At 63.9% G+C, this 25,531-nt stretch carries 25 protein-coding genes and 2 pseudogenes; 14 read left to right on the top strand and 13 right to left on the bottom strand.

The annotated features are described in order from the left end of the window. Positions 1–40: 40 nt before the first annotated feature. Positions 41–331 (bottom strand): Hpt domain-containing protein, encoded by a 291-nt coding sequence (locus RQI28_RS08220; RefSeq protein WP_311230417.1) that lies wholly within the window; start codon positions 329–331, stop codon positions 41–43. Between the two features lie 27 nt (positions 332–358). Continuing rightward, positions 359–592, bottom strand: coding sequence for a hypothetical protein (locus RQI28_RS08215; RefSeq protein WP_311223048.1), 234 nt, complete (start codon positions 590–592; stop codon positions 359–361). A 17-nt stretch (positions 593–609) separates the two neighbouring features. Here RQI28_RS08215 and RQI28_RS08210 point away from each other — a divergent pair, with 17 nt between their 5' ends. The 3 genes from RQI28_RS08210 to RQI28_RS08200 all read left to right on the top strand — a co-directional run bounded on the left by RQI28_RS08210 (position 610) and on the right by RQI28_RS08200 (position 2,306). Next, complete coding sequence (locus RQI28_RS08210) at positions 610–918, top strand: hypothetical protein (RefSeq protein WP_311223049.1); 309 nt, start codon at positions 610–612, stop codon at positions 916–918. A gap of 79 nt (positions 919–997) precedes the next feature. Beyond that, positions 998–1,618 (top strand): exosortase H, encoded by a 621-nt coding sequence (xrtH, locus tag RQI28_RS08205; RefSeq protein WP_311223050.1) that lies wholly within the window; start codon positions 998–1,000, stop codon positions 1,616–1,618. Between the two features lie 73 nt (positions 1,619–1,691). Then, positions 1,692–2,306, top strand: coding sequence for an exosortase H-associated membrane protein (locus RQI28_RS08200; protein WP_311223051.1), 615 nt, complete (start codon positions 1,692–1,694; stop codon positions 2,304–2,306). Between the two features lie 189 nt (positions 2,307–2,495). Here RQI28_RS08200 and RQI28_RS08195 read toward each other — a convergent pair whose 3' ends face one another. The 6 genes and pseudogenes from RQI28_RS08195 to RQI28_RS08170 form a co-directional block, all read right to left on the bottom strand. Then, complete coding sequence (locus RQI28_RS08195; RefSeq protein ID WP_311223052.1) at positions 2,496–2,666, bottom strand: hypothetical protein; 171 nt, start codon at positions 2,664–2,666, stop codon at positions 2,496–2,498. Between the two features lie 95 nt (positions 2,667–2,761). Next, a pseudogene (locus tag RQI28_RS08190) lies at positions 2,762–2,980 on the bottom strand (response regulator); the annotation flags it as partial. Positions 2,981–3,250: 270 nt separating this feature from the next. Then, on the bottom strand, positions 3,251–4,306 hold the full coding sequence (locus tag RQI28_RS08185) for a serine/threonine protein kinase (RefSeq protein ID WP_311223053.1): 1,056 nt from the start codon (positions 4,304–4,306) through the stop codon (positions 3,251–3,253). A gap of 206 nt (positions 4,307–4,512) precedes the next feature. Beyond that, on the bottom strand, positions 4,513–4,929 hold the full coding sequence (locus RQI28_RS08180) for an organic hydroperoxide resistance protein (protein WP_311223054.1): 417 nt from the start codon (positions 4,927–4,929) through the stop codon (positions 4,513–4,515). A gap of 64 nt (positions 4,930–4,993) precedes the next feature. Next, positions 4,994–5,482, bottom strand: coding sequence for a MarR family transcriptional regulator (locus tag RQI28_RS08175; protein ID WP_311223055.1), 489 nt, complete (start codon positions 5,480–5,482; stop codon positions 4,994–4,996). Positions 5,483–5,720: 238 nt separating this feature from the next. Beyond that, entirely contained in the window at positions 5,721–6,569 is an 849-nt protein-coding gene (locus tag RQI28_RS08170; protein ID WP_311223056.1) for a 3-hydroxybutyryl-CoA dehydrogenase, read from the bottom strand. A 168-nt stretch (positions 6,570–6,737) separates the two neighbouring features. Here RQI28_RS08170 and RQI28_RS08165 point away from each other — a divergent pair, with 168 nt between their 5' ends. The 6 genes and pseudogenes from RQI28_RS08165 to RQI28_RS08140 all read left to right on the top strand — a co-directional run bounded on the left by RQI28_RS08165 (position 6,738) and on the right by RQI28_RS08140 (position 12,096). Continuing rightward, the gene (locus RQI28_RS08165; protein WP_311223057.1) at positions 6,738–8,330 is read left to right on the top strand and encodes a choline dehydrogenase; all 1,593 of its coding nucleotides are present in this window, start codon (positions 6,738–6,740) and stop codon (positions 8,328–8,330) included. An 88-nt stretch (positions 8,331–8,418) separates the two neighbouring features. Beyond that, positions 8,419–8,862: pseudogene (gene cynS, locus RQI28_RS08160) on the top strand (cyanase). Between the two features lie 113 nt (positions 8,863–8,975). Then, complete coding sequence (gene purT / locus RQI28_RS08155; RefSeq protein ID WP_311223058.1) at positions 8,976–10,217, top strand: formate-dependent phosphoribosylglycinamide formyltransferase; 1,242 nt, start codon at positions 8,976–8,978, stop codon at positions 10,215–10,217. A gap of 14 nt (positions 10,218–10,231) precedes the next feature. Next, positions 10,232–10,729: a GNAT family N-acetyltransferase gene (locus RQI28_RS08150; protein WP_311223059.1), complete on the top strand. Its 498-nt coding sequence runs from the start codon at positions 10,232–10,234 to the stop codon at positions 10,727–10,729. A gap of 56 nt (positions 10,730–10,785) precedes the next feature. After that, the gene (locus RQI28_RS08145; protein ID WP_311223060.1) at positions 10,786–11,397 is read left to right on the top strand and encodes a DMP19 family protein; all 612 of its coding nucleotides are present in this window, start codon (positions 10,786–10,788) and stop codon (positions 11,395–11,397) included. A gap of 327 nt (positions 11,398–11,724) precedes the next feature. After that, the gene (locus tag RQI28_RS08140; RefSeq protein ID WP_311223061.1) at positions 11,725–12,096 is read left to right on the top strand and encodes a cupin domain-containing protein; all 372 of its coding nucleotides are present in this window, start codon (positions 11,725–11,727) and stop codon (positions 12,094–12,096) included. Between the two features lie 9 nt (positions 12,097–12,105). Here RQI28_RS08140 and RQI28_RS08135 read toward each other — a convergent pair whose 3' ends face one another. Beyond that, entirely contained in the window at positions 12,106–12,345 is a 240-nt protein-coding gene (locus tag RQI28_RS08135) for a hypothetical protein (protein ID WP_311223062.1), read from the bottom strand. A 347-nt stretch (positions 12,346–12,692) separates the two neighbouring features. On the opposite strand from RQI28_RS08135, the gene RQI28_RS08130 reads away from it, so the two are divergent. The 3 genes from RQI28_RS08130 to RQI28_RS08120 are packed head-to-tail and all read left to right on the top strand — an operon-like array spanning position 12,693 to position 15,058. Beyond that, positions 12,693–13,595 (top strand): glutamate ABC transporter substrate-binding protein, encoded by a 903-nt coding sequence (locus RQI28_RS08130; RefSeq protein WP_311223063.1) that lies wholly within the window; start codon positions 12,693–12,695, stop codon positions 13,593–13,595. A gap of 3 nt (positions 13,596–13,598) precedes the next feature. Beyond that, positions 13,599–14,261 (top strand): ABC transporter permease subunit, encoded by a 663-nt coding sequence (locus tag RQI28_RS08125; RefSeq protein ID WP_311223064.1) that lies wholly within the window; start codon positions 13,599–13,601, stop codon positions 14,259–14,261. Then, positions 14,258–15,058, top strand: a complete 801-nt coding sequence (locus RQI28_RS08120) for an amino acid ABC transporter permease (protein WP_311223065.1) — start codon at positions 14,258–14,260, stop codon at positions 15,056–15,058. Before RQI28_RS08125 ends, RQI28_RS08120 begins: the two co-directional genes overlap by 4 nt. 96 nt (positions 15,059–15,154) lie before the next feature. On the opposite strand, the gene RQI28_RS08115 is transcribed toward RQI28_RS08120, so the two are convergent. The 4 genes from RQI28_RS08115 to RQI28_RS08100 form a co-directional block, all read right to left on the bottom strand. Next, positions 15,155–16,390, bottom strand: coding sequence for a hypothetical protein (locus RQI28_RS08115; RefSeq protein WP_311223066.1), 1,236 nt, complete (start codon positions 16,388–16,390; stop codon positions 15,155–15,157). After that, positions 16,387–16,845, bottom strand: a complete 459-nt coding sequence (locus tag RQI28_RS08110) for a response regulator (RefSeq protein WP_311223067.1) — start codon at positions 16,843–16,845, stop codon at positions 16,387–16,389. The genes RQI28_RS08115 and RQI28_RS08110 overlap by 4 nt, the downstream gene beginning before the upstream one ends. Continuing rightward, the gene (locus RQI28_RS08105) at positions 16,842–20,189 is read right to left on the bottom strand and encodes a hypothetical protein (protein WP_311223068.1); all 3,348 of its coding nucleotides are present in this window, start codon (positions 20,187–20,189) and stop codon (positions 16,842–16,844) included. Before RQI28_RS08105 ends, RQI28_RS08110 begins: the two co-directional genes overlap by 4 nt. Before the next feature lie 362 nt (positions 20,190–20,551). Further along, entirely contained in the window at positions 20,552–21,580 is a 1,029-nt protein-coding gene (locus RQI28_RS08100; RefSeq protein ID WP_311223069.1) for a LacI family DNA-binding transcriptional regulator, read from the bottom strand. A gap of 236 nt (positions 21,581–21,816) precedes the next feature. Between RQI28_RS08100 and ptsP the strand changes: the two genes are divergently transcribed. Both ptsP and RQI28_RS08090 read left to right on the top strand, forming a co-directional pair. Beyond that, on the top strand, positions 21,817–24,384 hold the full coding sequence (gene ptsP, locus RQI28_RS08095) for a phosphoenolpyruvate--protein phosphotransferase (RefSeq protein WP_311223070.1): 2,568 nt from the start codon (positions 21,817–21,819) through the stop codon (positions 24,382–24,384). Between the two features lie 138 nt (positions 24,385–24,522). Beyond that, the gene (locus RQI28_RS08090; protein WP_311223071.1) at positions 24,523–25,509 is read left to right on the top strand and encodes a 1-phosphofructokinase family hexose kinase; all 987 of its coding nucleotides are present in this window, start codon (positions 24,523–24,525) and stop codon (positions 25,507–25,509) included. The last annotated feature ends 22 nt before the right edge of the window (positions 25,510–25,531 follow it).

Here is a 25,531-nt window from a genome sequence, read left to right as displayed (position 1 = left end):
GCGGTGGTGCTGCAGGCTGATGCTGCAGCGCCCGCCCCGGTCAGGCGAGGGTTCGCGCTGCAGCGACATCGTCTGCCGCCGCAGCTTGGGCGCTGCGCAGCAAGGCCCGGCCGCGCAGCGCGCAGGCCTCGATCTCTGCGGTGAGCCGCGCCAGTTTGTCCGGCGGCTCGCCCCGTTCCAGGTAGGTTTCCAGCGTCTGGGCCAGCTCGCCCAGGCGCTGCAGCCCGAAGCTGCCTGCGGCGCCGCTCAGCGCATGGGTTTGCCTGCGCATCAGCGCGGTGTGGTTCAACGCACAGGCCGATGCCAGTTGCCGCACCCGCTGCTCGGCCATCGATACACCCACCGCTGGCAGCCCGCGCTACCCTGGCGGCGGCTTCGTGTCGGCCACGCCCGGTGCGGGCGCCACCTGTCCGGCTCCGAACGGAAACGCCAACAGCGATTCCCGCACCCTCACCTGCACCATCGCCTCGCTGGCCCCAGGGGCGTCGGTGAACACTGCCGTCGTCAGTCGGCCCAAGGTGGCAGTTTCGGGCGCCTGCAGCAACACGGCTATCGCCCGCGCCAGCCAGATCAACGACAGTAACGGCACCAACGACGACCACCACGGAAATGCGCCTGGACAACAACACGGCCAGCGCGGAAGCCACGCTCACCCCTGCCGAACTGGACGTGACGCTGGGGATGAGCCACACCAACGACGGCCTGGTCGCTGGCGAGAGCACCCGCTACACCATCACGGTGAACAATGCAGGCCCCTCGTGCGCCACCAACGTGGTGATGAGCGACGCGTTTCCCACCAACCTGAACGGCACCGTGCCCTCGTCGGCCACCTTCAGCTGCCAGGGCGGTTTGGCGCCTGCCGACGACGCGGCGCGGGTAAAGCACAGGCCCCGCCACACGGGGCCGATAGATAATTGATACGGCACAGGCCACCCCTTCTGGGTTTCAGTCTCTCAAGGCGGCCTGACTTTTTGCCTATCCTTTCGCCCCCATCGCCATGCTGCGCTTCTTCGCCCTTTTCCTGTTCCTGCAACTGTCGCTCTTCGGTCTCAACATGCTGAACTGGGTGCAGCAGCACATCGTGCTGCCCTGGACGGCCCTGCTGGCGCGCATGTGCGCCACCCTGGTCATGTGGTTCGACAGCTCGGCCGCTGCATCGGGCAAGGTGCTGTGGAACCAGGTGACGGGCTTCGGGGTGTCCATCGAGCCTGGCTGCAACGGCATCGAGGCCTGCATCGTGCTGTTCGCCGCGATCATGGCGTTTCCGTCCACGTGGCGGCACAAGCTGATGGGGCTGGTCGCCGGGTTCGTGGCGGTGCAGGCGCTGAACGTGGTGCGGGTGATCAGCCTCTTCTATCTGGGCCAGTGGAATACCGCGGTGTTCGACTTCGCCCATGAATTCCTCTGGCAGGGCTTGATCATGCTCGACGTGCTGGTGGTCTGGCTGCTGTGGGTGCGCGCCGGCGCGCGCGCGGCCCGGCTGAATGCGCCGCCACCACCGCCCGACGAGCCCCCGCCGCCGCCCATGGCCCGCCGCACGCCGGTGCGCCCGCCGTCCGGTGGCGGTGTGGTCAGCTCGTCGCTGGATCTGTCGCCCCACGCCAAGCCGGCCGCATGATGCCCGAGGGGCGCTGTGCTTCAGCGGCTCTCAACCCGCTGATGCGACCCCCGCAACCAAAAAAGGAAATGAAATGCGACGCCCGTCGGTGCTGGTGACCTTTGCGCTGTCCGCCTTTGCAGGTGTGGTGGTGCTGACCTTGCTGTGGACCAAGATCTCCCCGTGGACGTCCTACCCCGTGGCGGTCATCTCACACATGGCGCTGGAGCGCGCCACGCCGATGTGGGTGCGCTCCGTGCGCACGGCGCCTGGCCTCATCGAGGTGGACACCACGGTGGAAGTGGCGGTCGACCAGGCCGGTGGCCGGCGCGCAGAGATCTCGCTGGACGCCGACCCGGGGCGATATGCCTACGGCTTGCCGATCTTCCTGGCCCTGCTGCTGGCGGCGCGGGTGGCCGGCAGGGCCGACGGGCGGCTGCGGCGCGCGGTGGTGGGCTACCTGCTGCTGCTGCCCGCGCAGGCAGTCAGCATGGTGATGTTTTTGCTGATGCAGATGGCGTTGGCTGCGCGCATGGACCCGGCCGTGCTGCGCGTGGGCGGCTGGGAACTGGAGGCCATCGTGTACGGCTACCAGTTCGGGGTGCTGGTGCTTCCCACGCTCACGCCGGTGCTGGTGTGGCTGTGGCTGGACAGGCAGTTCTTCAACACCGTGATCGTGCAGGGCTGGAAGCAGTCGCTGGCACGCTGAGACAACGCCTCGCCGCTCGGCGGGCTATGGGCAGAGGGGTTGGCTGCCCGTTTGCGCGTGCAGCCGGTAGCCCGTGCGGTACACCGCGGTCAACGCGAATCCGCCGCCGGCGTTCAGGTTCAGCTTGCTGCGCAGGCGCGAGGCCTACACCGCCAGCGCACGCGAACTGGCCTCGGCGGCGTCTTCCTTTCACACCAGCTCTTGCAAGTGCGCGTGCGACAGCACGCGGCCCATGTTCTGGAAGAGGCACAGCGCCACTTCGTATTCCTTGTTCTTCAGCGCCACCTGCACGCCATCCACCCACAGGCTGCGGCTTTGCGCGTCGAAGCGGTCGCGGCCGAAGTCCAGCGTGCCGGACATGGCGGCCGGGTAGGCCCGGCGCAGCAGGGCGTTGATGCGCGCAGCAGCTCGCCCATGCGGACCGGTTTGATCATGTATTCGTCCGTGCCCCAGTCCAGCCCATCCACCACGTACTGCCCGGTGTTGCGCCGCGTGAGAAAGACGATGGGCATGGTCGCCGGGGCGGCCTTGCGCATGGCGCGTACGGCGTCCGGGCCATCCATGCCGGGCAGATGCCAGTCCACCAGCACCAGGTCGAAGGTTTCGCGGTGCAGATCGCGCAGCAGCGGGCCGGCCTGGCCGTAGCCCTGGTGGGCGTGGCCGGCGCGCTCCAGGGTGGCCTGGATCAGCTCTCGCAGGATGATGTCGTCTACAAGAACCGCGATGCGCTTAGTTGGGGGAGAAACCGGCCGCGTGGAGGGACCTGAGAAGGGGCTTCAACGGCAGGGGCGCGTCATCGATTTCAGGGTGTGGCGTGCGTGCACACCGGCTGTGGCCTGGGCTTCAGCGGGCGCAAAGATAGAGCGCGCAGTCTTTCTTGCCCGTGAAATCATTGTTTGCACGTCGTGGCGCACTGGCCGCGCACACCACCCCGAGGCGGGCTCTCAAGCCGCCAACGGCTCCTCGCCCATCGCCTCGATCTGCTCGTGCAGCATGTTGACCTGGCCGCGCCAGTAGTCGCTGCTGCCGAACCACGGAAAGTTGATGGGAAAGATCGGGTCGGCCCAGCGGCGCGCCAGCCAGGCGCTGTAGTGGATGAGGCGAAGCGTGCGCAGCGGCTCGATCAGCGCCAGCTCGCGGCGGTCGAAGCTGCGGAACTGCTCGTAGCCGTCCAGCAGGGCCGACAGCTGCTGCGTGCGCTGGCGGCGGTCGCCCGACAGCATCATCCACAGGTCTTGTACGGCGGGGCCGGTGCGGGCGTCGTCCAGGTCCACGAAGTGCGGGCCGCCCCGGCCGTATTCGTCCAGCGGCGTCCACAGCACGTTGCCGGGGTGGCAGTCGCCATGCAGGCGGATGGCGGTGGTGGATTTCAAGCCAAAACTGCCTCCAGCGCTTGCTGGATAAGCGCTAGCAGCTATTAAATCAATAGCTTTCGTGCAGGCGTCGCGCCAGGCTGATTGCTGGTCCAGCGGAATGATCTCGTGGCCCAGCAGCCAGTCGAAGGGCTCTTGGGCCATCGTCTGCACGTCGATGGCCGAGCGGTGCACGAAGGGCCGGGCCGCGCCCACGGTGTGGATGCGCGCCAGGAACCGGCCGATCCATTCCAGCACCTCGAAGTCGTCCAGCTCGGGCGTGCGCCCGCCGCGCCAGGGGCTGACGGAAAACGAAAAGCCGGCGTGCGTGTGCAGCGTGCTGCCGTCGATGGCCAGCGGCGCGACCATGGGCACTTCGGCCTCATGGAGCTCGGCCGCGAAAGCGTGCTCTTCCAGGATCTGCGCCTCGCTCCACCGGCCTGGGCGGTAGAACTTGGCGACCACGCGCGCGCCGTCGTCCTCCAGCGTGGCCTGGTAGACCCGGTTCTCGTACGAGCCCAGGGCCATCAGCCGGCCGTCGCCATACAGGCCCACGCTCGCCAGCGCGTCGAGCACCAGGTCCGGGGTGAGCGCCGAGTAAGGGTGGGAGCCGCCGGGTGCGGTGTCGAGGGAGGGATCTGAGGGCATCTGCATGGCCTGCATTGTCGGCGCGTGCCGTGCGTGCAGCCGACTGCCCCGAATGCGACCCGGCCGCAACCACGGTCAAGGCGCTCATTCCCACCGGGCTGAGAATGAAAAAAGCCGCCAGCGCTTATGAATAAAGCGCTGGCGGCTATGGTTTCGATAGCCCGCGCAGCGCGCAGGCATCGATGGGGGCGGGCGACCGGAAGTTCTTAGGCCAGCGTGATCGTCACGTCGATGTTGCCGCGCGTGGCGTTGGAGTACGGGCACACCTGATGGGCGGCGTCCACCAGCTTCTGGGCTTGTTCCTTGTCCAGGCCGGGCAGGCTGACCTTCAGGCGGGCGGCAATACCGTAGGCGTCTGGAATGGTGCCCAGGTCCACTTCAGCGTCCACCGACACGTCTTGCGGCACGGCGATGCCGATCTTGCCGCCGACGGCCTTCAGCGCGCCGATGAAGCAGGCCGAGTAGCCGGCAGCGAACAGCTGCTCGGGGTTGGTGCCGGTGCCGCTGGTGCCGGGTGCGGACAGCGTCACGTCCAGGCGGCCATCGTCGGTGCGCGAGGCGCCGTCACGGCCGCCGGTGGTGTGGGCGCGGGCGGTGTAGAGAACTTTGTCGAGCGTGGTCATGGTGCGTTTCCTTCGATTGCGGGTTGAAAAATGGCCCGTTCAGGCCAGGGTGAAAGGGGTTGCTTCAAGCGGCCGGGCCGGGCGGGTGGCCCAGCCGGGCGCGCAGTGTGGTCAGTTGCTGCGTCAGCGCAGTGAGTTCGGGCAGCGTGCATTGCGTGCTTTCCAGCACGCACGGCGGAATGCGCTCGGCCTGCTGGCGCAACGCGCGGCCTTGCGGCGTGAGGGTGATGCGCACACGGCGCTCGTCCTGCATGTCGCGCAGCCGGCTGACGTGGCCCGACGCCTCCAGCCGCTTGAGCAGCGGGGTGAGCGTGCCGGAGTCGAGAAACAGGCGCTCGCCCAGTTCGGACACCGTCAGGCCGTCGCGCTCCCAGAGCGTGAGCATCACCAGATATTGCGGATAGGTCAGGCCGATGGCGTCCAGCAGCGGCTTGTAGAGCTTGGTCATCGCCAGCGAGGCCGAATACAGCGCAAAGCAGACCTGGTTGTCCAGCCGCAGCAGCTCAGCAGCGGCGATGCCGGCAGTGGTCTGTGGGGCGGTGGTGGCTGTCATGTGTTGAATTATTGCGAACAATTGAATTGTGTGCAATTGAATCGAGAAAGCCACTGCCGGGGTGGTGGCTTTTGCCGGCGGGTGCCAGGGGCTTGCAACTCCCATCGGTGGATGCACTTTGACGCTATTAAAGTAATAGCTGCAAGCGCTTATTTACCAAGCGCTGGAGGCACTTTTTGCTCAAAGTCCGAAGAGGGCGGCTTTCTGGCCCGCTGCGCAGGGGCGCCACCCCGGCCACTCAATACGCGTACACGCCGCGCCCTGTCTTGCGCCCCAGGCGGCCGGCGGCCACCATTTCCTTGAGCAGCGGGCAGGGCCGGTATTTGCTGTCGCCAAATTCGGTCAGGTACACGTTCATCACCGCGAGGCAGACGTCCAGGCCGATCATGTCGGCCAGTGCCAGCGGGCCGATGGGCTGGTTGCAGCCCAGCTTCATGCCGGCGTCGATGTCTTCCGGCGTCGCCAGGCCTTCGGCCAGCACGAAGAAGGCCTCGTTGATCATCGGCACCAGGATGCGGTTGACCACGAAGCCGGGCGCGTTCTTCACGGTGATGGGGCTCTTGCCCAGCGCTTCGGCCAGCGCCTTCACCGCGTCGTGCGTGGCGTCGCTGGTCTGCAGGCCGCGAATGATCTCCACCAGCGCCATCATCGGCACGGGGTTGAAGAAGTGCATGCCGATGAAGCGCTCGGGCCGCGACGTGACGGCGGCCAGCTGGGTGATGGAGATCGACGAGGTGTTGGACGCGACGATGACCTCCGGCGCCACGATGCCGTCGACCTGCTTCAAGATCTTCACCTTGAGATCGAAGTTCTCGGTGGCGGCCTCAATGACCAGTTGCGCAGCCTTCAGGTCGTCATAGCTGGTCGAGGTCTTGATGCGCGCCAGCGCTGCGTCCTTGTCGGCGGCGGTGATCTTTTCCTTCTTGATGAGCCGGTCCAGGCTGCCTGCCACGGTGGCCAGGCCCTTTTGCACGGCTGCGTCGGAAATGTCCACCATCACCACGTCAATGCCCGACACCGCGCACGCCTGCGCAATGCCGTTGCCCATGGTGCCCGCGCCGATGATGCCGACGGTCGTGATCGTCATGTGAGTCCCCTAGTTGAATGCCGGAAATGATGGCTGATGAAAGCGGTCGAAAGTCGCTTCGATGGTATCGGCAATCCCGCACCCAGCCGTCGCGCGTGCGGTTGGCGGGCGTGCACGCCGGTGGTACAAGCAGACCAGGGACCAGACACCAGGGAGGCAGCGACAACCATGTTCGACTACATCGTGATCGGTGGCGGCTCGGCCGGCTGCGTGCTGGCCGGCCGGCTCAGCGAAGACCCCTCCGTGCGCGTGTGCCTGCTGGAGGCCGGGCCGCCCGACACCAGCGCGCTCATCCACTGCCCCGCTGGCCTGGCGGGCCTGGGCCGCGTCAAGAACCTGAACTGGAACCAGCACACCACGCCCCAGCCCGGCCTGGGCGGGCGCCGGGGCCTGCAGCCGCGCGGCCGCGTGCTGGGCGGCTCCAGCTCCATCAACGCCATGATCTACGTGCGCGGCCAGCCTGCCGACTACGACCACTGGGCGCATGTGGCGGGCAACCCCGGCTGGGCCTGGGCCGACGTGTTGCCGTACTTTCTGCGCGCCGAGCACAACGAGCGCGGCGCCAGCGCGTGGCACGCCACCGGCGGGCCGCTGAACGTGGCCGACCTGCAGTCGCCCCACCGCATCGCCCGCGCGTTCGTCGATGCCGGCGTGCAGGCGGGCCACCCGCGCAACGACGACTTCAATGGCGCGTCGCAGGAAGGCGTGGGGCTGTACCAGGTCACCCACCGCGCGGGCGAGCGCTTCAGCGCTGCCAAGGCCTATCTCACGCCGCACCGCGCACGCCCCAACCTGCGTGTGGAAACCGGCGCGCACGCCACGCGCATCCTCTTCGAAGGCCGGCGCGCCGTGGGCGTGCAATACCGCCAGGGCGGCGCGCTGCACACCGTGCGCGCCGCGCGCGAGGTGCTGCTGTCCGCCGGCGCGTTGCTGTCGCCCCAACTGCTGATGCTCTCGGGCGTGGGCCCCGCCGCGCAATTGCAGCGCCACGGCCTGCCGGTGGTGCATGACCTGCCCGGCGTGGGCGAGCACCTGCACGACCACCCCGACGTGGTGCAGGTGATGGACGCGCCGGCGCTCACCGACCTGTTTGGCCTGTCTTTGCCCGGCGCGCACAACCTGCTGCGGGGCGTGCGCGAATGGCGTGCACGGCGCACCGGCCTGCTGACGACCAACTTTGCGGAGGCGGGCGGCTTCATTAAAAGCCGGCCGCAAGAAGCGGCGCCCGACCTGCAGCTGCACTTCGTCATCGCCAAGCTGCTGGACCATGGGCGCGAGATGAGCTGGGGCCACGGCTATTCGTGCCACGTCTGCCTGCTGCAGCCTCGAAGCCGAGGCCGGGTGACGCTGGCCAGCAGCGACCCGCATGCCTTGCCGCTGGTAGACCCGGCGTTCTTTGCCGACAAGGACGACCTGCAGCGCCTGGTGCTGGGCGTGCGCCGCATGCGCGAAATTCTGCTGCAGCCGGCGCTGGCCGCGCACGGCGCACGCGAGCTGGCCCGCAGCGCCGCCGCTCAGAGCGACGAAGACATCGCGCAGTTCATCGAGCTGCATGCCGACACCGTCTACCACCCCGTGGGCAGCTGCCGCATGGGCCCTGGCCCGCTCGACGTGGTCGACGCCCAGCTGCGCGTGCACGGCATGCAGGGGCTGCGCGTGGTGGATGCCTCCGTCATGCCGCGCATCGTGAGCGGCAACACCAACGCGCCCACCATCATGATTGCGGAGAAGGCGGTGGATCTGCTGCGCAGCGGCGGTTGAAGAGGCTGGATGGAAAGGGCGGTGGCACGCGCGTTGCTTGCCGTTGTGGGCACGCATTCGTCCCCCCTCCACAGGAGCTTTCACCCCCATGAACCGCAACGACGTCACTGAAAAAATCATCGGCACCAAGGTCGTCCAAGGCCTGCAATGACACGAGATCGCCGCCCAGGTCGGCCAGTCCAAGGAATGGACCACGGCGCTCTGCCTGGGGCAAATGACCGCATCGCCCGAGCAGGCACAGGTGCTGGGCAAAATCTTCAACCTGACCGAAGAAGAGCAGAAGTGGCTGCAGGTCGTACCGTATAAGGGCTCGCTGCCCACGCCCGTGCCGACCGACCCGCTGATCTACCGCTGGTACGAAATCGTGAGCGTATACGGCACCACTATCAAGGAGCTGATCCACGAGGAATTCGGCGACGGCATCATGAGCGCCATCGATTTCAGCATGGACATCACCCGCGAGGCCGACCCTAAGGGCGACCGTGTGAACGTGGTGCTGTCGGCCAAATTTCTGCCGTACAGGCAGTATTGAGGCGAGTCCGCAAATGCGGGTGGATGAGATGGGGGAGGGCGAGCCGGCCTCTTTTATGATTCGGGCACACCGGCTTCTGCCGTTCATCGTCCACCCTCAGCCCCGCTTTGCCCATGACCACCTTCGGCACCCCTCTCTCCCCCAACGCCACCAAAGTGATGCTGCTCGGCAGCGGTGAGCTGGGCAAGGAAGTCCTCATCGCCCTGCAGCGCCTGGGCGTGGAAACCACGGCGGTGGACCGCTACGAGAACGCGCCCGGCCAGCAGGTGGCGCACCACGCGCGCACCATCACCATGAGCGACCCGGCGCAGCTCAAAAGCCTGATCGAGGCCGAGCGCCCGCATTTGGTCGTGCCAGAGATCGAGGCCATCGCCACGCCCATGCTTGAAGAGCTGGAGGCCGCCGGCACCGTGCGCATCATTCCCACCGCACGCGCCGCGCGCCTGACCATGGACCGCGAAGGCATCCGCCGCTTGGCCGCCGAAACCCTGGGCCTGCCTACCAGCCCCTATCGCTTCTGCGATTCGGTGCAGGAACTGCAGGCCGCCATCGATGGCACCGACGGCCAGCCCGCCATCGGCTTTCCGTGCGTGGTCAAGCCGGTGATGAGCAGCTCCGGCAAGGGCCAGAGCAAGCTCGACGGCCCGGCCGACGTGCAAAAAGCCTGGGACTACGCCATGGCCGGTGGCCGCGTCAGTCACGGCCGCGTCATCGTCGAAGGCTTCATCGACTTCGAATACGAAATCACCCTGCTGACGGTGCGCGCCAAGGCGGCCGATGGCAGCATCCAGACCCACTTCTGCGAAGCCATCGGCCACGTGCAGGTGGCGGGCGACTATGTGGAAAGCTGGCAGCCTCAGCCCATGCCTTCGCTGGCATTGCAACGCGCCAAGGACATCGCCAAAGCCGTGACGGACGACCTGGGCCGCGGCCTGGACGGCCAGTCGTCGGGCCTGGGCCTGTTCGGTGTGGAACTGTTCGTGAAGGGCGACGAGGTCTGGTTCAGCGAAGTAAGCCCGCGCCCGCACGACACTGGCCTGGTCACGCTGGCCACGCAACACCAGAGCGAATTCGAGCTGCACGCCCGCGCCATCCTGGGCCTGCCCGTGGACACCAGCCTGCGCAACCCCGGCGCCAGCGCCGTGATCTACGGCGGCGTCGATGCGCAAGGCATCGTCTTCGACGGCGTGGCCGAGGCACTGGCCGTGCCCGGCACCGACCTGCGTTTGTTCGGCAAGCCCGAGAGCTTCACCAAGCGCCGCATGGGCGTGGCCGTGGCGCGTGCGGATGACGTGGACACCGCGCGCGCCAACGCCAAGCTGGCGGCGAGCAAGGTGAAGCCGCGCGTGGCCTGATTTGATCGAACCCGATGATGGGAGAACAAGTGAAGCTCAACGTTCGACCTGCCACGCAACAGGATGCTGACGCAGCCTGCGACGTCATCCGGCGGTCCATCACTGAATGCTGCGTCGACGACCATGGTGGTGACCGCTCAGTTCTGAACGCTTGGCTGCGCAACAAGACGCCGGCATTCATGCGCGGCGTTATCCTGACACCGGGTACTTTTTCGTTCGTTGCTTGTGTGGATGGGCAAACGATCGGTTTCGCTTCGGCCTTGGCGAGCGGTGAGGTGACGCTTTGCTATGTTGCTCCGCCCATGCGCTTTACTGGAGTCGGCAAGGCGTTGCTTGCGGCCATCGAAGCGCATGCACATCGAACGGGCATTGATGCATTGCATCTTGAAAGCACACGTACAGCTCGGCCGTTCTATCTCCGCAATGGGTTCGTCGCGGAAGGCTTGCCTGCCAGGGCTTTCGGAATGGAGGCGCAGCCGATGCGCAAAGCATGCAGGCCAACGAGGGCTTGACGTGAGTCCGTCCACCAGGGACTTGTTGTTCAATTTCTGAAGGAGGAATCCAGCCCATGCAACGCCTTCCATGTACCCGATGCGGTGACTCGATTCACCCCGACACGGCCGCCGCCAACAACGGGCTGTGCATGCCGTGCGTGCGGGGCAACACACGCTCCATCGAAGAGCGCGGCGAGTCGCAGCGGCAGGCTCGCGAGGCCGAGCGTGCCTACCGGGAATCTGCGGAGTCTCGGTATTGGAGCGCGCTGGTCGACCGGGTTTACAAAGGCGAAGGTTTTGACGCGCTGCCCCACGGCGACCGGCTTTATTACCTGCTGAATGTTTTGTCTGGCGAAGTGCACAACGGAGGCTTCGACCAGTTCTTCACCAACTCCAGCGGCAACCATTACCAGGAAACCGTCGATGCGCTTCGCGATGTCGGAGATTCGGTCGCGCTGGATCTTTTGCTGCAGGCCAAGAATGCAGCCTTTGGCGACGCAGACGTGCCCGCAGATCGGGCGGCGCGCTATGCGCTGATGCGAACCTGTTCGGAAGATCACCCCGGATATGACGCCGCATCCGAAGCGCTCGACGCCCTCGACCGGCGGTTCTGGAACCACGCGGAGCAGTTCGGTGCTCGACTCAACGAGGTGGTCGAGGCTCACCAGTTGTACAAGCTGGACTGAGCCGTCTGAGCCGGATGGGCTGGCGTGACAGCGTGCGTTGGCGCAGTCAGGGTGGCCCGCTTGTGCCGGTGTGGAGTGTTGGCGCTGCCCCATGGAGGTGCGTGCGAGTGCCATCAAGGCGCCCCGTCTTTTGCGCATGGACGAATGCGCCACTTTTCTGTGCAGGAATCCTGTGGCTTGTGGATTCATCCCACTGCCCAGAGGCGTTCGGGCGGAGTTGATCTGATGCGATGAAAGGCACGGTTTTTGCTCATTTTCCATGCTGAGGAATCTCGGCTGTTGTCTTTGTTCTCTCTGACTTCTTGTACTTACCGTTAAGGAATAAACGTGTCATACGATCCAAAAATGCAGAAGGGCAACCTGGACCTCGCGCCGGGCTCTTCATATGGCTTGATCGACAAGCAGACGGTCGAATTGAACGGGGTGGCTGTCACTCGCGTGACGTTCAATGTGGGAGCGAAATGGTCGAACGACCTCAAGCCAGTAGCCGGAACGCACAGCTGCGCCCTGCCGCATGTGGCACTGGTGATGCAAGGCACCCTGCGCGTCGTGATGGACGATGGCTCGGTGGAAGATTTCTCCAAAAACGACGTCATGCTTCTTCCACCCGGGCACGACGCCTGGTCTGTGGGCGACGAGGCCTGCGTGTTCGTAGAGTTCTCGCGCGGCAATGATTACTACGGCGAGCACACTCACTGACGCTATCCACTAGGCGCTGGCTCCGCCGGCATTCCGCTGGGCGGGCCTGTTGCTCGCTCCCGCACGGAAACCGGCTTCCTTGGCTGCCCAATGCCCCTCTGGCGAGGTGCATGACGCGGAGGGTTCGGCCAGCTCTTCATCTTCATCTTCATCTTCATCTTCATCGACTCCAGCGGCAACCGTTACCAGGAAACCGTCGATGCGTTCCGCGAGATCGGAGATGCGGTGGCGTTGGATCTTTTCCTGCATGCCAAGACGGCAGCCTTCGGAGACGCGGACGTGCCCGCAGACCGAATGGCGCGCTGTGTGCTGATGCGAATCTCCTCGGAAGATCACCCTCAGTCACCCTCAGCACGAGGCCGCATTCGAGGCCCCCAGGGCCTTCGGCCGTCGACTCTGGGCTCACGCAGGCCGTTCGGTGCTCGACTCAATGAGGTGGTCGCAGCTTATCGTTGGTACGAGATGGGCTGAGCGACTCGCGCCGGATGGGCGCGCGTGACGGCGTGCGTTGGCGCGGTGGGAATGGGCTGTTTGGACTTGCACACTCCATAACTGCTATACATTGATTTACGTAACCCACCCATCAAGAGGACTGCATGCCAATCCAATCCATTCTGAAATCCACCGTGGTGGCGCTGGCTGTCGTTGCCGGTGTCTCGGTCTTTGCACAGGGCACGCCCATCAATGCAGCCGCGTTCGACGCGCTGGTCGCGCAAGGCCCAGTGGCCGACGCTGCCACCATCGCATCGAGCACCTGGGCCAGCAAGATCAAGCAAGCCGGCACCGTGCGCCTGGGCGGTACGCAAACCTCCAATCTCTTTTCGTTGCTCAACGAGAAAGACGGCAAGATGCGTGGCTTTGACGCAGGGGTGGCGCAGCTTTTGACGCGCTACATCCTGGGTGATGGAGCCAAGGTCCAGTTCACGCAGGTGAACTCGTCCACGCGCGAGCAGGTGCTCATCAACGACCAGGTCGACCTGGTGCTCGCTACCTACTCGATCACCCCCGCGCGTGCCGAGAAAATCTCGTTCGCAGGGCCTTACTACACATCGCAGGCCGGGGTGTTGGTCAAGGCCAACAACAAGACGATCCAGTCGCACACCGATCTGGCCGGCAAGAAGACCGCCACGCAGGCCGGCTCCACGGGGCCGGCGATCCTGGCGCAATTCGCGCCCAAGGCGACCGTTCAAGACTTCCAGACCCACCAGGAAGCGCTCGACGCACTGCGCCAGGGCCGCGTAGACGCCTACGTGACCGACTACACGCTGCTGCTCAACGCCCTGAGCCTGGGCACCGGCGACGCCAAGCTGGCGGGCGCGCCCTTCGGTGCGCAAGACCCGTACGGCATTGGCCTGGCCAAGGGCTCGGACGGCGCGGCCTTCATCAATACCTTTCTGAAGAAGATCGAAGCCGACGGTACCTGGGCCAAGCTGTGGACCATTTCCATCGGTCAGCGCACCGGCAGCACAGCCGTGCCGACGCCGCCCGCCTTGCCTTAAGCGATGGGTGAAGTTTCCAGGCTCCTGGCCGACTACGGGCCTGCCTTCGGGCAGGCCCTTTTGCTGACCTGGAAGCTCACGGCCCTGTCGTTCGTGCCCGGCTTCTTGCTGGGCATGGCCGTGACGGTGCTTCGGCTCTTGCCGCTGCCGCCGCTGCGCTTCGGGCTGACCGTCTACGTCGAGACCTTCCGCAGTATTCCCAGCGTGGCGCTGCTGATCTTCATCGTGTTCGCGCTGCCCGATCTGAACGTCCTCATCGACTATGAGCCTGCCGTGATCCTCACGCTGACGCTGGTGTGTTCCGCCTTCACGGCGGACTACCTGCGCACGGGCATCAACACCGTCGCCAGTGGCCAGGCCGAGGCTGCACTCAGCCTGGGCATGCGGCCGATGCGCGTCATCACAGCGGTGGTCATGCCGCAGGCGCTGCGCGCGGTGGTGCAGCCGATGACCTCGCTGCTCATCGCGCTGATGCTGTCCACCTCGCTGGCGTCGCAGGTGCCGTTTCCGGGCAGGGAACTCACCACGCTCGTGTCCAAGATCGCCACCGATTCCGCAGCCGGTATGGCCGCTTTCGCGGTGGCCGCCGCGATGTATGTGGCGAGTGGTTTGCTGATCGCGTGGGCGGGCGCCGCACTGGAAAAGAAGGCGCGGATTCTGCGATGAGCCGTACTCTGGAAGACATTCTTTTCGGTGCGCCAAGCCCGCAGGCCCGGGCCGTGACACGTGCGGTGAGCGTGGCCGCAGCGGCCGTGCTGCTCTTGCTGGCTGCGGCGGTCGTGTTCCGCTTCCACACCGCTGGGCAACTCGACGCCAGGTTCTGGACATTCTTCGCCTGGCCCACGACCTGGGCCTTTCTGGCCAAAGGCCTGCTCGGCACGCTGGCATCTGCGGCCATGGCCGCCGTCATCGCGCTGATCCTTGGATTGGTGCTGATGTTGGGGCGTCAGTCGCGGCCGCAGTTCGTGCGCTGGCCGAGCATCGCGGTGATTGAGTTCCTGCGCGGCACGCCCACGCTGCTGCTCATCTACGTGTGTTTTCTGGTGTTGCCATCGGTGGGGATCAAGCTGAGCACCTACTGGATGCTGACCTTGCCCGTGGCCTTCAGCACCGCCGCCGTGGTGGCCGAGGTGTACCGCGCGGGCGTGCTCGCCGTTCCACGCGGCCAGACCGATGCAGCGCGCAGCCTGGGAATGACCCAAGCCCAGGTGTTTTTCGTCGTCGTCTTTCCCCAGGCCCTTCGCTACATCGTCCCAGCACTGGTCGCGCAACTGGTCATCGTGGTCAAGGACACCACCTTCGGTTATGTCGTCACCTATGGTGAGCTCATGCAAAACGCCAGGGTGCTGATCGCTAACTATCACTCGCTGGTGCCTGTGTACTTGGTTGTTGCAGCGCTGTACTGCCTGGTGAATTACGCGATATCCAGGGCGAGCAAGCGGCTTGGTCGGCCTGTGCATTGACCGCTGATGGGTTTAGGCTGGAGTGCTAATCTGCGAATAGATACGTTTGACCAGAAGCGGATGTTTGGTGGGCGGAGCGTAGATTCGGCGGGCCATTTAGAGAAGTGGCTCAGCGAAGCGGACAATGAACTGATGAACCGCGGCAGCGCTAACTCGTGCAGCATAGGTCTGGTACTCATCGTTCTTCTCCTTATCGCCTTTGTCGCAAACAGCTTTCAAGGAGATCGCGCGAATCGGCATTGAAGCGGCTTGTGCAGCTGCGTAAACCCCGTACGTTTCCATGTCTAGTCCAACCACACTTCGATTTTGGTCTTCACGAATCCTCTGCACAACTCGGGCATCTGCAAGCACCGATGCCCCCGTAGCTACAGGTCCTAGAACGAGCTTAGGGAGGCTTAAAGACAGCTTACGAGAATCTTGCGCAAAACTTGCCCAGAAGTCGGAATCCCGCTTGAACTGGAGTAATGCCGTTCGAGTTTCCAGATCGATATCGAGCTGATGGGGCGAAATCATGAATCCCTGCTCACCATCCTGATCAACGAATTTTCCGCTCTGCCAATCCCAAGATACATCCGCGGCGATGACATCTCCGATGTCCACCTTGTCGGAAGTTCCTGCACAAATGCCGACCATGACGACGAGTTTTGGACGAAGTCGCTCGGCAGCCTTGCTGGTTAGCAATGCAGCAGCGACCGGCCCCATACGTGCACAAAAAGCTGCAGCGACTTTGATTTTTTTCTGGCCCACAACAACGTCGCAGAATCTGACTAGCTGCTTTGAATCTAGCGGCTCAAGTGGACCAAAACTCCCAAACGCAGCTTCTGTCGCAGCGAATTCGGGATCTTCCAACGCGGCAATCACGAAGATGTCGGAGCGTTGCTCTTGGGGGTTCTGATCAGACTGACGAGCTATCCAACGTGCCACGCTCTCGATGTCAAGAAGAGCCTGAGCGGAGTCCTCGTGGTAACCGATCACGCCCCATGGCCTTCCAAGAAAAAAATCTTTTACCTCCTGCGACAATTCTGATGCGGAGCTAATCGGTAAAACAAACCTAGGAACCTTTATGTCGCCATGTTCAGCGTCAATCTGCTCAAGCAGATCCAGAGAATTCCGTTCGTTTGGTGCCCCGCCAGACTTAGCAGGCACCACCACGTCCAGAATGAGCAGGTCATACTCTCTCTCCTGCATTCTCTTGCTGGCATCTGCTGTAGAGACGCACACATCCGGGTCTTCAAACAGGTCAGCACGCGCTTGAAGGAAATCGAAGAGCTTCTGCTTCTTCCCTGGGTCGTCTTCGACTACAAGAATAGAGAGGCGGCGTTCATTTTTCATTTGATGGTTTTCTCCACATGTGCCCTGAGTTCGCGCTCCCAATTCGAGTAGGCCGAGTCGAAGTACACATAGCCGTGGTAATTTTCAGGATAGTCACGCGCGAGGTCAGCCGCGAGTTTTTCGAGCGGCATTGACCTAGATCCGTCAACTAATGCTTGGTATGAGCTGACTACGATTACGGGTGTAGCGAGCCCCTCGCGCATAAGGTAGTCGAATACCTCGATACCACCAAATGGACGAGGAGTTCCTCCCCGCTCGCGACTTTCAACGTCAAAGGTCGGAAGTGACATGTCGGCAACAATAAGTCGGAACGTCACAGTCTGAAGTGCCGCTATAGCACTCCTCACTGATTTTGCTGTCTCGATGGAGTAGCGCGGGAGCATCGCTTTCAGCGTCGCCACTACGCTTGCAAGTTTGGCATCGCTATCCTCGATGATGAGAATCGAGCCTGTCACGATACCTCCTCTAAGTCGTGACTGGCTGAAGGTGTTGCCTCCAACGGGATGTAGATCAGCTCGAACTCGAGACTGAAGCGCAGCATATCGTTGGAGTTTGAAGTGACGACAGCTGAGAAATGAGCGTCTGCATGCTGATGCACCAAACCAGCTAGACGAGTTAGCCCCGATCCACCCTTGTCCTTGCGTGCTCTTTCGTAGTTCTTTCTCGAGATGTCTAAATTGATCTGCTCGAACCTCTGCACCCGTTCCTTTGTCCAAGCCTCCCTGGCGATATCGCTGCGTATCTCGAATACCAGCTTTCGGTTCTCCACGAGTTCGATTGCAACATCAACAAAGTTTCCAGCTTTGATACCAGAGTGCTCAGCGATATTGTCCAACGCAATCTGGAGGGCATCGTGCACAAAGGGAAATCCGTGAGCATCTAATTGAACAGATCCGTCAACTTTTGAAGTAATCTTAGGCTCAAAACCGCTTCTCTTGCTCTTCACCAGAGCCAGTGCCACATCGAAGACAAGCGGTAGGGGGTAAGTCCTACCCTCTTGGTTGAGCCTCGGCACTCTGATCCAGCTTGCTATGAGTGACGCGTTGTACTGAAGTTGATCAGATGCTTGCTGAACTTTCGCCAGTGCCGTCGGGTCCGTGACTCCAATATTCTTTAAATCATGGCTTAACTTTGCGAATATTTCGCGTAAAGATCGCTTAATAAAATCGTCAACGGTCGGTCTGTCACGTTCCACGGTCGAAGACAATGCGAACCAAAAAATTTCAAAGCACTCTCTTGCAAACTGACTGACTGTCTCGCACTGAGAAGCCATGCTTCGTGCAACAGCAACTGCGAAAGGGTTAATTTTTAGCTCGAACGCTGGCTTTAATTTACCTGATGGCGCACAGCGAAAAACTTCGTCTCGCAATTGTGCAACGAGTGAATCGATCGCAAGCGAGAACCGCGCGAAGGCACTATTAATTGCTTTACGCACTCGGGGCTCAAGCTCAGCGCCAAGCTTAACTGCGAAATCAGGTGCATCGTAGTCTGCGCCGGTTCGCGGCCGCTGTCCGATGAGTGCAAACTGCTCGAGTGTCCCGCGTAGTTCCCCAGATATGGTCCCATGTCGTATACGGCGACCGATTACAGAATCTAGGCCGTTCACTGGATCGTCAACAAACTTCGCGCGTAGTGCCTCCATGATCTGAAGTAATAGGTCTTCTGCTTCGTTCTTTGGTATCTGGAAGATGGTTCCCGACTGCTGCCTGACGTTGCGCAGAAGCTCCTCCAGCGACGTAGCCTCTCCAACCCCTGCAGCGACAAGCTGCTTATAGCGTTCAAAGTCAGGTGCCAACTCTTTCGACGCCAGCCTCAGAAGGGGTTCTTCATCGACATACACCTTGCTGTCATCGAGTACATCTAGAGCGCTATCAACCTCGAGTTCCGAATCAATAATCTCCGCCTCGGATATCAATTGTGCGCTCGACTGCTCGGTGAGTTGTGCCGCAATTCGAAGTACAAGAGAGCGTGCCTTCAGAGCCTGGCGCGAACCGTCAATTCCCGGTAACAGTTCCAGAGTGGGCAGGTCACAGACATTGGACAAAAAGTATGAAACGAGATTCTGGTTCGGGTGGTTCGCTGCAAGCTCCGAGCAAAGATCAAGTAGCGATTTGGCACCACGGTGTCGCATCAGATCCTCGATAGCAAAACGTTTGAATGTCCGAATCTGCCGTTCATCATGTACGCCGAGGTACTGATGCAGGCTACAGCACAGTTCCACGGAGGGCCCAAAGGTGGCCACCCGCTTCCACCCACGCCCCCCGAACAAGTCGGCAAGGGGCAATCCAGCTGCCAGCCGAGAGTTTTCTAGGGGCGCATTTGCGCTGATTGCCACTGCAATTGATTCATCCCCCTCATCCAATGCGCTTCGCGCACCATCAATTGCGAGGCACTCAACCGCAAGTGGTGAAATGACCTCCATATCCCAGATCGGTCGGCCGTGAACGAGCAGTCGACTTGGCTCGACGCCAGGGGCTGTCGCTAGGCGCTGCAGATATGGCTGATTAATGCGTCCGGAAGCAAGAAGCTCAGTTATGTTTTGCCGAAGTTGTTCGTCCAGCGGCTGATGAAGCTGCGCTTTTTCCAAACGAACAGACTTAAGAATCTCTGACACCTTTGAAATCTGCGGGCGAAGTGTGAGATAAATTGCCTCTGGCAGCCAATTAAAGTTCAGCAGGTACTTGCGGAACTGCTCTTCATCTGCTTCGCTGCCATTGAAGGTTAGTAATGACGCTATTCCGCGAGCCACCACGCCTGCACCAAGCGGATTGTCGGCGAGTACATTCCTTGTCGCATCGCGCAACCCGGCCTCCAGCGGAGGCGGGACCCTCAAAGTGAAATTTCCATCGCACTCATCAAAAAGGCAGGTGACTAGCGGGTCGCGGAAGTCACGAAGAATGGCCTTGGCGCTAGCAATTACTTCGGGCAGTTGGCGCCTCTCGGTCGAGAGCACCGATGCAGCAACCTTGACCGCGGTATGCAATAGATCGATTCTTGTCGTTAATTGGTCGAATGAGAGTGCCGCAGCCATCTCATCCGCGCTCTCGGGTGGTGTCCCTGTGGCCCTGTAGAGGGCATACGCACGCAATAGCTTTTCAAGCTTGGAGTCGCTGAGGCGCTTGACTACAAGCGCACGGAACCGGGTACTTGATTGTGACGATTCACCCCGCAATCCAAAGTGATAAAAATAGAAGCGATTCAATCCAGCCGCACCCGCGGAGTATTGTTGAATCTTGGTTTTGACCGAGTCAGCAAGACCAAGGGAATGTTGAAGCGCAATCTCGGTTTCTATGGACCAATAAGAATGGCCAAATTCTGCTGCAATTTGGCGGACCTGTTCCGCGGCCTCCGCCCATTTGGCCGAGTTGATGGTCGACGCAACGGCTGAGGCTGCTTTCGCGTAACGATTCAGCGGAACACGCGCGCGAAGGAGTTCACCATGAGCGCTGTTCAGTGCTGAGGCCAGCGTGACGGAGGCGGGCTTGGTGGGAAGAACCCCGAGTAATGCAGGCGACGTACCAATCGCTTGAGCCTGTAGTTGGGCCTTAATGAACACGTCCGCCCAAGCTTCAAAGGCCCTAAGCGCACCAAGATGGAGTTTCCGCCGGGCATCATTCAGTGCCCGATTCAGCGCACCGACGGCTCGCTGCTCAGAAGCCCATCTTCGCTCAGCGTTCTGACCAACTGGTACTTTCTTAAATGCAGCCACAGCTCCACGGACACGATTCTTGAGAGCATCAGCCGGACCAGATGCTCCGTGCTGATTCGGACGATTGCCACGCTTCTTCTTACTAGCCATCCAAAACCTCCTTAGAGCCGACCTATTATCTATTTCATTGAAGAAGTAGCGACAACGTGCCGCGGGAGCGAAATTCTGCATTTTTTTGGTGAGTTGATAACCTCCGCTATTGCATTAATCCGCCTATGCAGCCTGATGATCAACTAGACGCCACTGAAGGCAAGTAACACACTGGCTGAGTTGAAACTGCTTTTACTCGTTGCTAAAGCCCGCTTACGGCGGATAGTGCATATTGAGGCACAAAATTCGAGTGCTCGCAATCGTTGCGAAGTGGCCTAAAAAGCCACACAGTGTTCGTCCGGTTTGGGGTTATTCCATTCCTCTAAACCGCTGCACCACACCACCACACCGATATCGCAGACTCAAAACCAAGTCTGGCTTCGACCCGCCATCTGACTCCCACCTACCCCCGCCCCCCCACTAGACCCCCGCACCACCAACGCTCCCTCCAGCACCACTTGCCTCACCGGCCGCGCCGGATCCTGCATCCGCTGCAACAACAACTCCGCCGCCGTCCGCCCGATGTCATACGTCGGCTGCGCAATCGTGGTCACGTCCAGCGCGGGCAGTGCCGTCCAGTCGTTGTTGTCGAAGCCTGCGATGCCGATGTCGTGCGGTGGGCGCAGGCCGGCGGTTTGCACGGCCTGCAGGGCGCCCAGTAGCAAGAGGCCGTTGGTGGCGAGAAGAGCGTCGGGGCGGTCGGGGTGGGTCAGCAGGCCAGTGGTGGCGCGCTCGCCGGCCTCGCGGGTGGGGTCGACCCAGACGGGCTGCGGTGCCAGGCCTTGGACGGCCAGCGCTTCGGCGTAGCCGGCGTAGCGTTGCTGGCCGGTAGTGCTGTGCGTGCCGGCCAGCAGGGCAATGCGGCGGTAGCCGTTGGCCAGCAGGTGCTCGGTGGCGCGGCGGGCTGATGCCTGGTTGTCCAGCACCACGCGGTCGGCGCGGGTGGTGTCCAGGGCGCGGTCCACCAGCACCAGGGGGAAGGGCCAGGCCTGCGGGCGCAACTGCTTCAAACCCGCCATGGTGGGCGACAAAATCACGCCGCTGGCCTGCTCGTCGGCCATCAAATCCAGGTACGACTGTTCCTTGGCCGGGTCTTCGTCGGTGTTGCACAGGATGAGCCGCAGGCCATGGCGATAAGCCACGTCTTCCACCGCACGGCCCACGTCGGTGAAGAAGGCGCTGCGGATGTCCGACACGATCAAGCCGACGAGTGATGCCCGCCGCTGGCGCAGCCTGCGCGCGGCCAGGTTGGGGCGGTAGGCCAGCTCGGCGATGGCGCGCTCCACCTGTTCGCGCAGCGGCGCGCGCACGGCGGCCGGCGTGCTCAGCACGCGGGATACGGTGGTGGTGGATACGCCCGCGCGCTGCGCTACGTCCTTGATGCTGGCCAAGCTAAAAGCTCCTTGCAGTCTGCTATGGCAAAGATGGTATCGATTCCAATCGTTGTTGCAAAGTGATCTGCGTGCGGTGTGCGAAAACGCTGCTTTCGGGTGGGATCGAGTCACCGACTTCCTCGGTGTTTTCCCTTATTTATAGGCGTTTTTAGACCAAGTCTGACTTGCGGTCTGAAGAAATCGCAGCGGATAATTGGGTCTGGAATCGATACCAAATTTGCAGGAGACATTGCATGTCCACCATTCCGGTCGAAGTGCGCTTGGGCGCCTCCCCGCACAACCGTGAAGACGCCGTGCGCGCGGCTGGCGCCTTGCTGGCCCAGGCCGGCCACATTCAGCCGGCCTATGTCGACAGCCTGCTGCAGCGTGAGAAGGTGGCCAACACCTTCCTCGGCGAAGGCCTCGCCATTCCACATGGCATGGTGGAAGACAAGCACCTGGTGCGCCGCACCGGCCTGGCCGTGCTGCAGGTTCCGGCAGGAGTGCGCTGGGGCGACGACGCCAAGCAGGCTCATCTGGTGGTGGTAATCGCAGCCGCCACCGACGAACACATTCAGGTTCTGCGCCGCCTGACCCGTGTGATGCGCGATGGCGCGCTGATGCGGCGGCTGGCCACCACTACCGATGCGCAAGAGATCGTGCGCGCGCTCACGGCCGACGACGCTGCCGGGGCCGGCGCTGCGGGCAGTGCCGCCAGCACGCCCGCACTGGAAGACTTTCCGCTCGGCCGCGAGCTGGCCTTGAACTACCCCAACGGTCTGCACGCCCGCCCCGCTGGCGAATGGGCGCGCGTGGCCGGGCGCTTCAATGCGCGGGTGCACGTGCGCTGCGGCGACACGGTGGCCGACGCAAAAAGCGTGGCCGCGCTGCTGGGCCTGGGGGCCGGACGCGGTGCGCAGCTGCGCTTGTCGGCCCAGGGCGCCGATGCGGCGGCGGCGCTGTCCACGCTGAACGCCACCATCCAGCGCCTGGGCGAAGAGGAAAGCCGCCAGGCCGAACTGTCGGCCGCGCGCCAGGCGCAGGCGCAAGGGATCGGCTCTGAGCTGGGCGACTGGCAGCCTACCGCGCGCCACACCTTTACCGGCATTGCCGCCAGCCCGGGCCTGGTGGTGGGCACGCTTGTGCACGCCGAAAGTTCTGCGCTGGAGGTGGAAGACCGCTTCACCTCGTTCGCGAAGGAGGCCGCCGCGCTGGACCAGGCTTTGGCCGCCGCGCTGGCGCAACTGCGGCAGCTGGCTGCCGATGCCCAAGCCGCCGGCCGCGCCGAGCAGGCCGCGATCTTCAACGCGCACCAGGGGCTGCTGCAGGACGCCGACCTGCTGCAGACCGTCAGCCGCGCCGTCGTGCAGCGCCACGGCGCCGCCTGGGCCTGGCGCCATGCCATGGCTGAGCGCGTGGCTGCGCAGCGTGCGCTGGCCGACGCCACGCTGGCCGCCCGCGCGGCCGACCTGCAGGACGTGGGCGAGCGCGTGCTGCGCCACCTGCTGGGCCGGGGCGACGAAGACAACGCCGTGGCCGCCTGGCCGCACGACGCCATCTTGCTGGCGGATGACCTCTCGCCTTCGGTCACAGCGCAAATCGACACCGACCGGGTGCGCGGCTTTTGCACGGCGCGCGGCGGCCCGACGGCGCATACCGCCATCCTGGCGCGCGCGCTGGGCCTGCCCGCCGTGGTGGCGGCTGGCCCGGGCGTGCTGCCGTCCAGCAGCGGCGATGCGGCAGCGCCTGCATTGGCCGGGGCCGTTGCCATCCTGGACGGCTATCGCGGCCGGCTCTACGTGGGCCCGAGCGAAACCGCGCTGATCGAGGCGCGCGAACGCATCGCTCGCCTGGCGCGCCGGCAAAACGAGGAAGCCCGCACGCGCCAGCAGCCCGTCACCACCACCGACGGCCACACGGTGGAGATTGCCGCCAACGCCAACCGCGCCGACCAGGCGGTGAAAGCGCTGGAGGCCGGTGCCGAAGGCGTGGGGCTGATGCGCACCGAGTTCCTCTTTTTGGAGCGCGACACCGTCCCCGACGAAGACGCCCAGTACGAGGCCTACCGCGCCATGGCCGAGGCCCTGCAGGGCAAGCCGCTGGTGGTGCGCACGCTGGATATCGGCGGTGACAAGCAGGTGCCGCACCTGGACCTGCCGGTGGAAGACAACCCCTTCCTGGGCGTGCGCGGCGCGCGGCTGGCGCTGCGGCGCGACGACCTGCTGGTGCCGCAGTTGCGTGCGCTCTACCGCGCTGCGCGGCACGGCCCGCTGCAGGTCATGTTCCCGATGATCAGCACGGTGGAAGAAGTGCTCACGCTGCGCAAACGCATGGAGGCCGTGCGGGCCGAGCTGGATGCGCCCGCCGTGCCGGTGGGCATCATGATCGAGGTGCCCTCGGCCGCGCTCATCGCCGACCGGCTGGCCGCGCATGTGGACTTCTTTTCCATCGGCACCAACGACCTCACGCAGTACACGCTGGCCGTGGACCGCCAGCACCCCGAACTGGCCGGCATGGCCGACAGCCTGCACCCTGCCGTGCTGCGCCTCATCGAGCGCACGGTGGCCGGCGCGCGCCAGCACGGCCGCTGGGTGGGCGTGTGCGGCGGCCTGGCCGGCGAGCCGCTGGGCGCCGCGCTGCTGGTGGGCCTGGGCGTGGACGAACTGAGCATGAGCACCGGCGACATCGGCACCGTCAAGGCGCTGCTGCGCCGCCACAGCCTGGTCGAGCTGCAGGCGCTGGCCCAGCGCGCGCTGCAGGTGGACACGGCCGACGAGGTGCGCGCCCTGGGCGCCGAGCTGCACCCGGCCGGCGCGCAGTGACCGGCCCACACGCTGCCGCCGCAGAAAAGGATCATGAGATGAATGCTATAAAAATAATAGCTACTTGCGCTTATCCATCAAGCGCTAGAGGCCAATTTGGCTTGAAATCAGGGTGGCAAGACGCTCGGGAGGCCCAGCATGGCTGACGCGCGCATCTTCACCATCACGCTGAACCCCGCCATCGACCACACCGTGCGCGTGGCGGCGCTGGTGCCTGGCGAGGTGCACCGTGCCGATGGCGACCAGCGCGAGGCCGGCGGCAAGGGCGTGGGCGTGGCGGCGGTGTTGGCCGCGCTGGGCGTGCCCGTCACGGCCACCGGCTGGGTGGGCGCGGACAACGACGCCGTGTTCACCACCGCCTTCGCCGCGCGCGGCATTCAAGACGCCATGCTGCGCCTGCCCGGCAGCACCCGCACCAACATCAAGATCGCCGACGCCGCGCGGGGCGACTCCACCGACATCAACCTGCCCGGCCTGGCACTGGCGCCTGATGCGCTGGCGCAGGCGCAAGCCGGCCTGCTGAAAACGCTTGCCGCCCATGTGCGCCCGGGCGACTGGGCCGAGCTGGCGGGCAGCCTGCCGCCCGGCGCCGACGCCGCCGTGTGGGAGCGCATCGCCCGCGCCCTGCACGCGCAGGGCGCGCACATCGCCATCGACACCGGCGGCGCCGTGCTGCTGCAACTGCTGCGCGCGCTGGCCGACCCGGCGCGCGGCGCCGTGGTGCCGGTGGCCTTCATCAAGCCCAACCGGGCCGAGCTGGAGGAACTGGCCGGCCGCGCGCTGCCCACGATGGCCGACGTGGCCGCTGCCGCGCGCGGGCTGTGCGGTGACTGGGGCGTGCAGCAACTGGCCGTGTCGCTGGGCGGCGATGGCGCTGTCATCGCCACGGCCGCAGGCTGCTGGCACGCCGCCGCACCGCGCGTGCCCGTGGCCACCACGGTGGGCGCGGGCGATGCGCTGGTCGCCGGCACGCTGGCTGCGCTGTCGCAAGGCCAGGCCATGCCCGGCGCCGCCACCTTCGGCATGGCCTGCGCGGCAGCGCGCATCCAGCGCATCGCGCCCGGCCTGCCACCGCGCGCGCAAGTCGACACGCTGGCTGCCGTCATCACGGCCCAGCCGATCTAACGCAATCAGGAGAGAGACCACC

The sequence above is a fragment of the Acidovorax sp. WCS2018Noco2-16 genome (genome assembly GCF_031843945.1).
In the GTDB taxonomy this organism is placed as follows: Bacteria; Pseudomonadota; Gammaproteobacteria; order Burkholderiales; family Burkholderiaceae_C; genus Paracidovorax.
The sequence above is the reverse complement of the archived record's forward strand: the minus strand, read 5'-3'. Positions and strand labels throughout refer to the sequence as shown.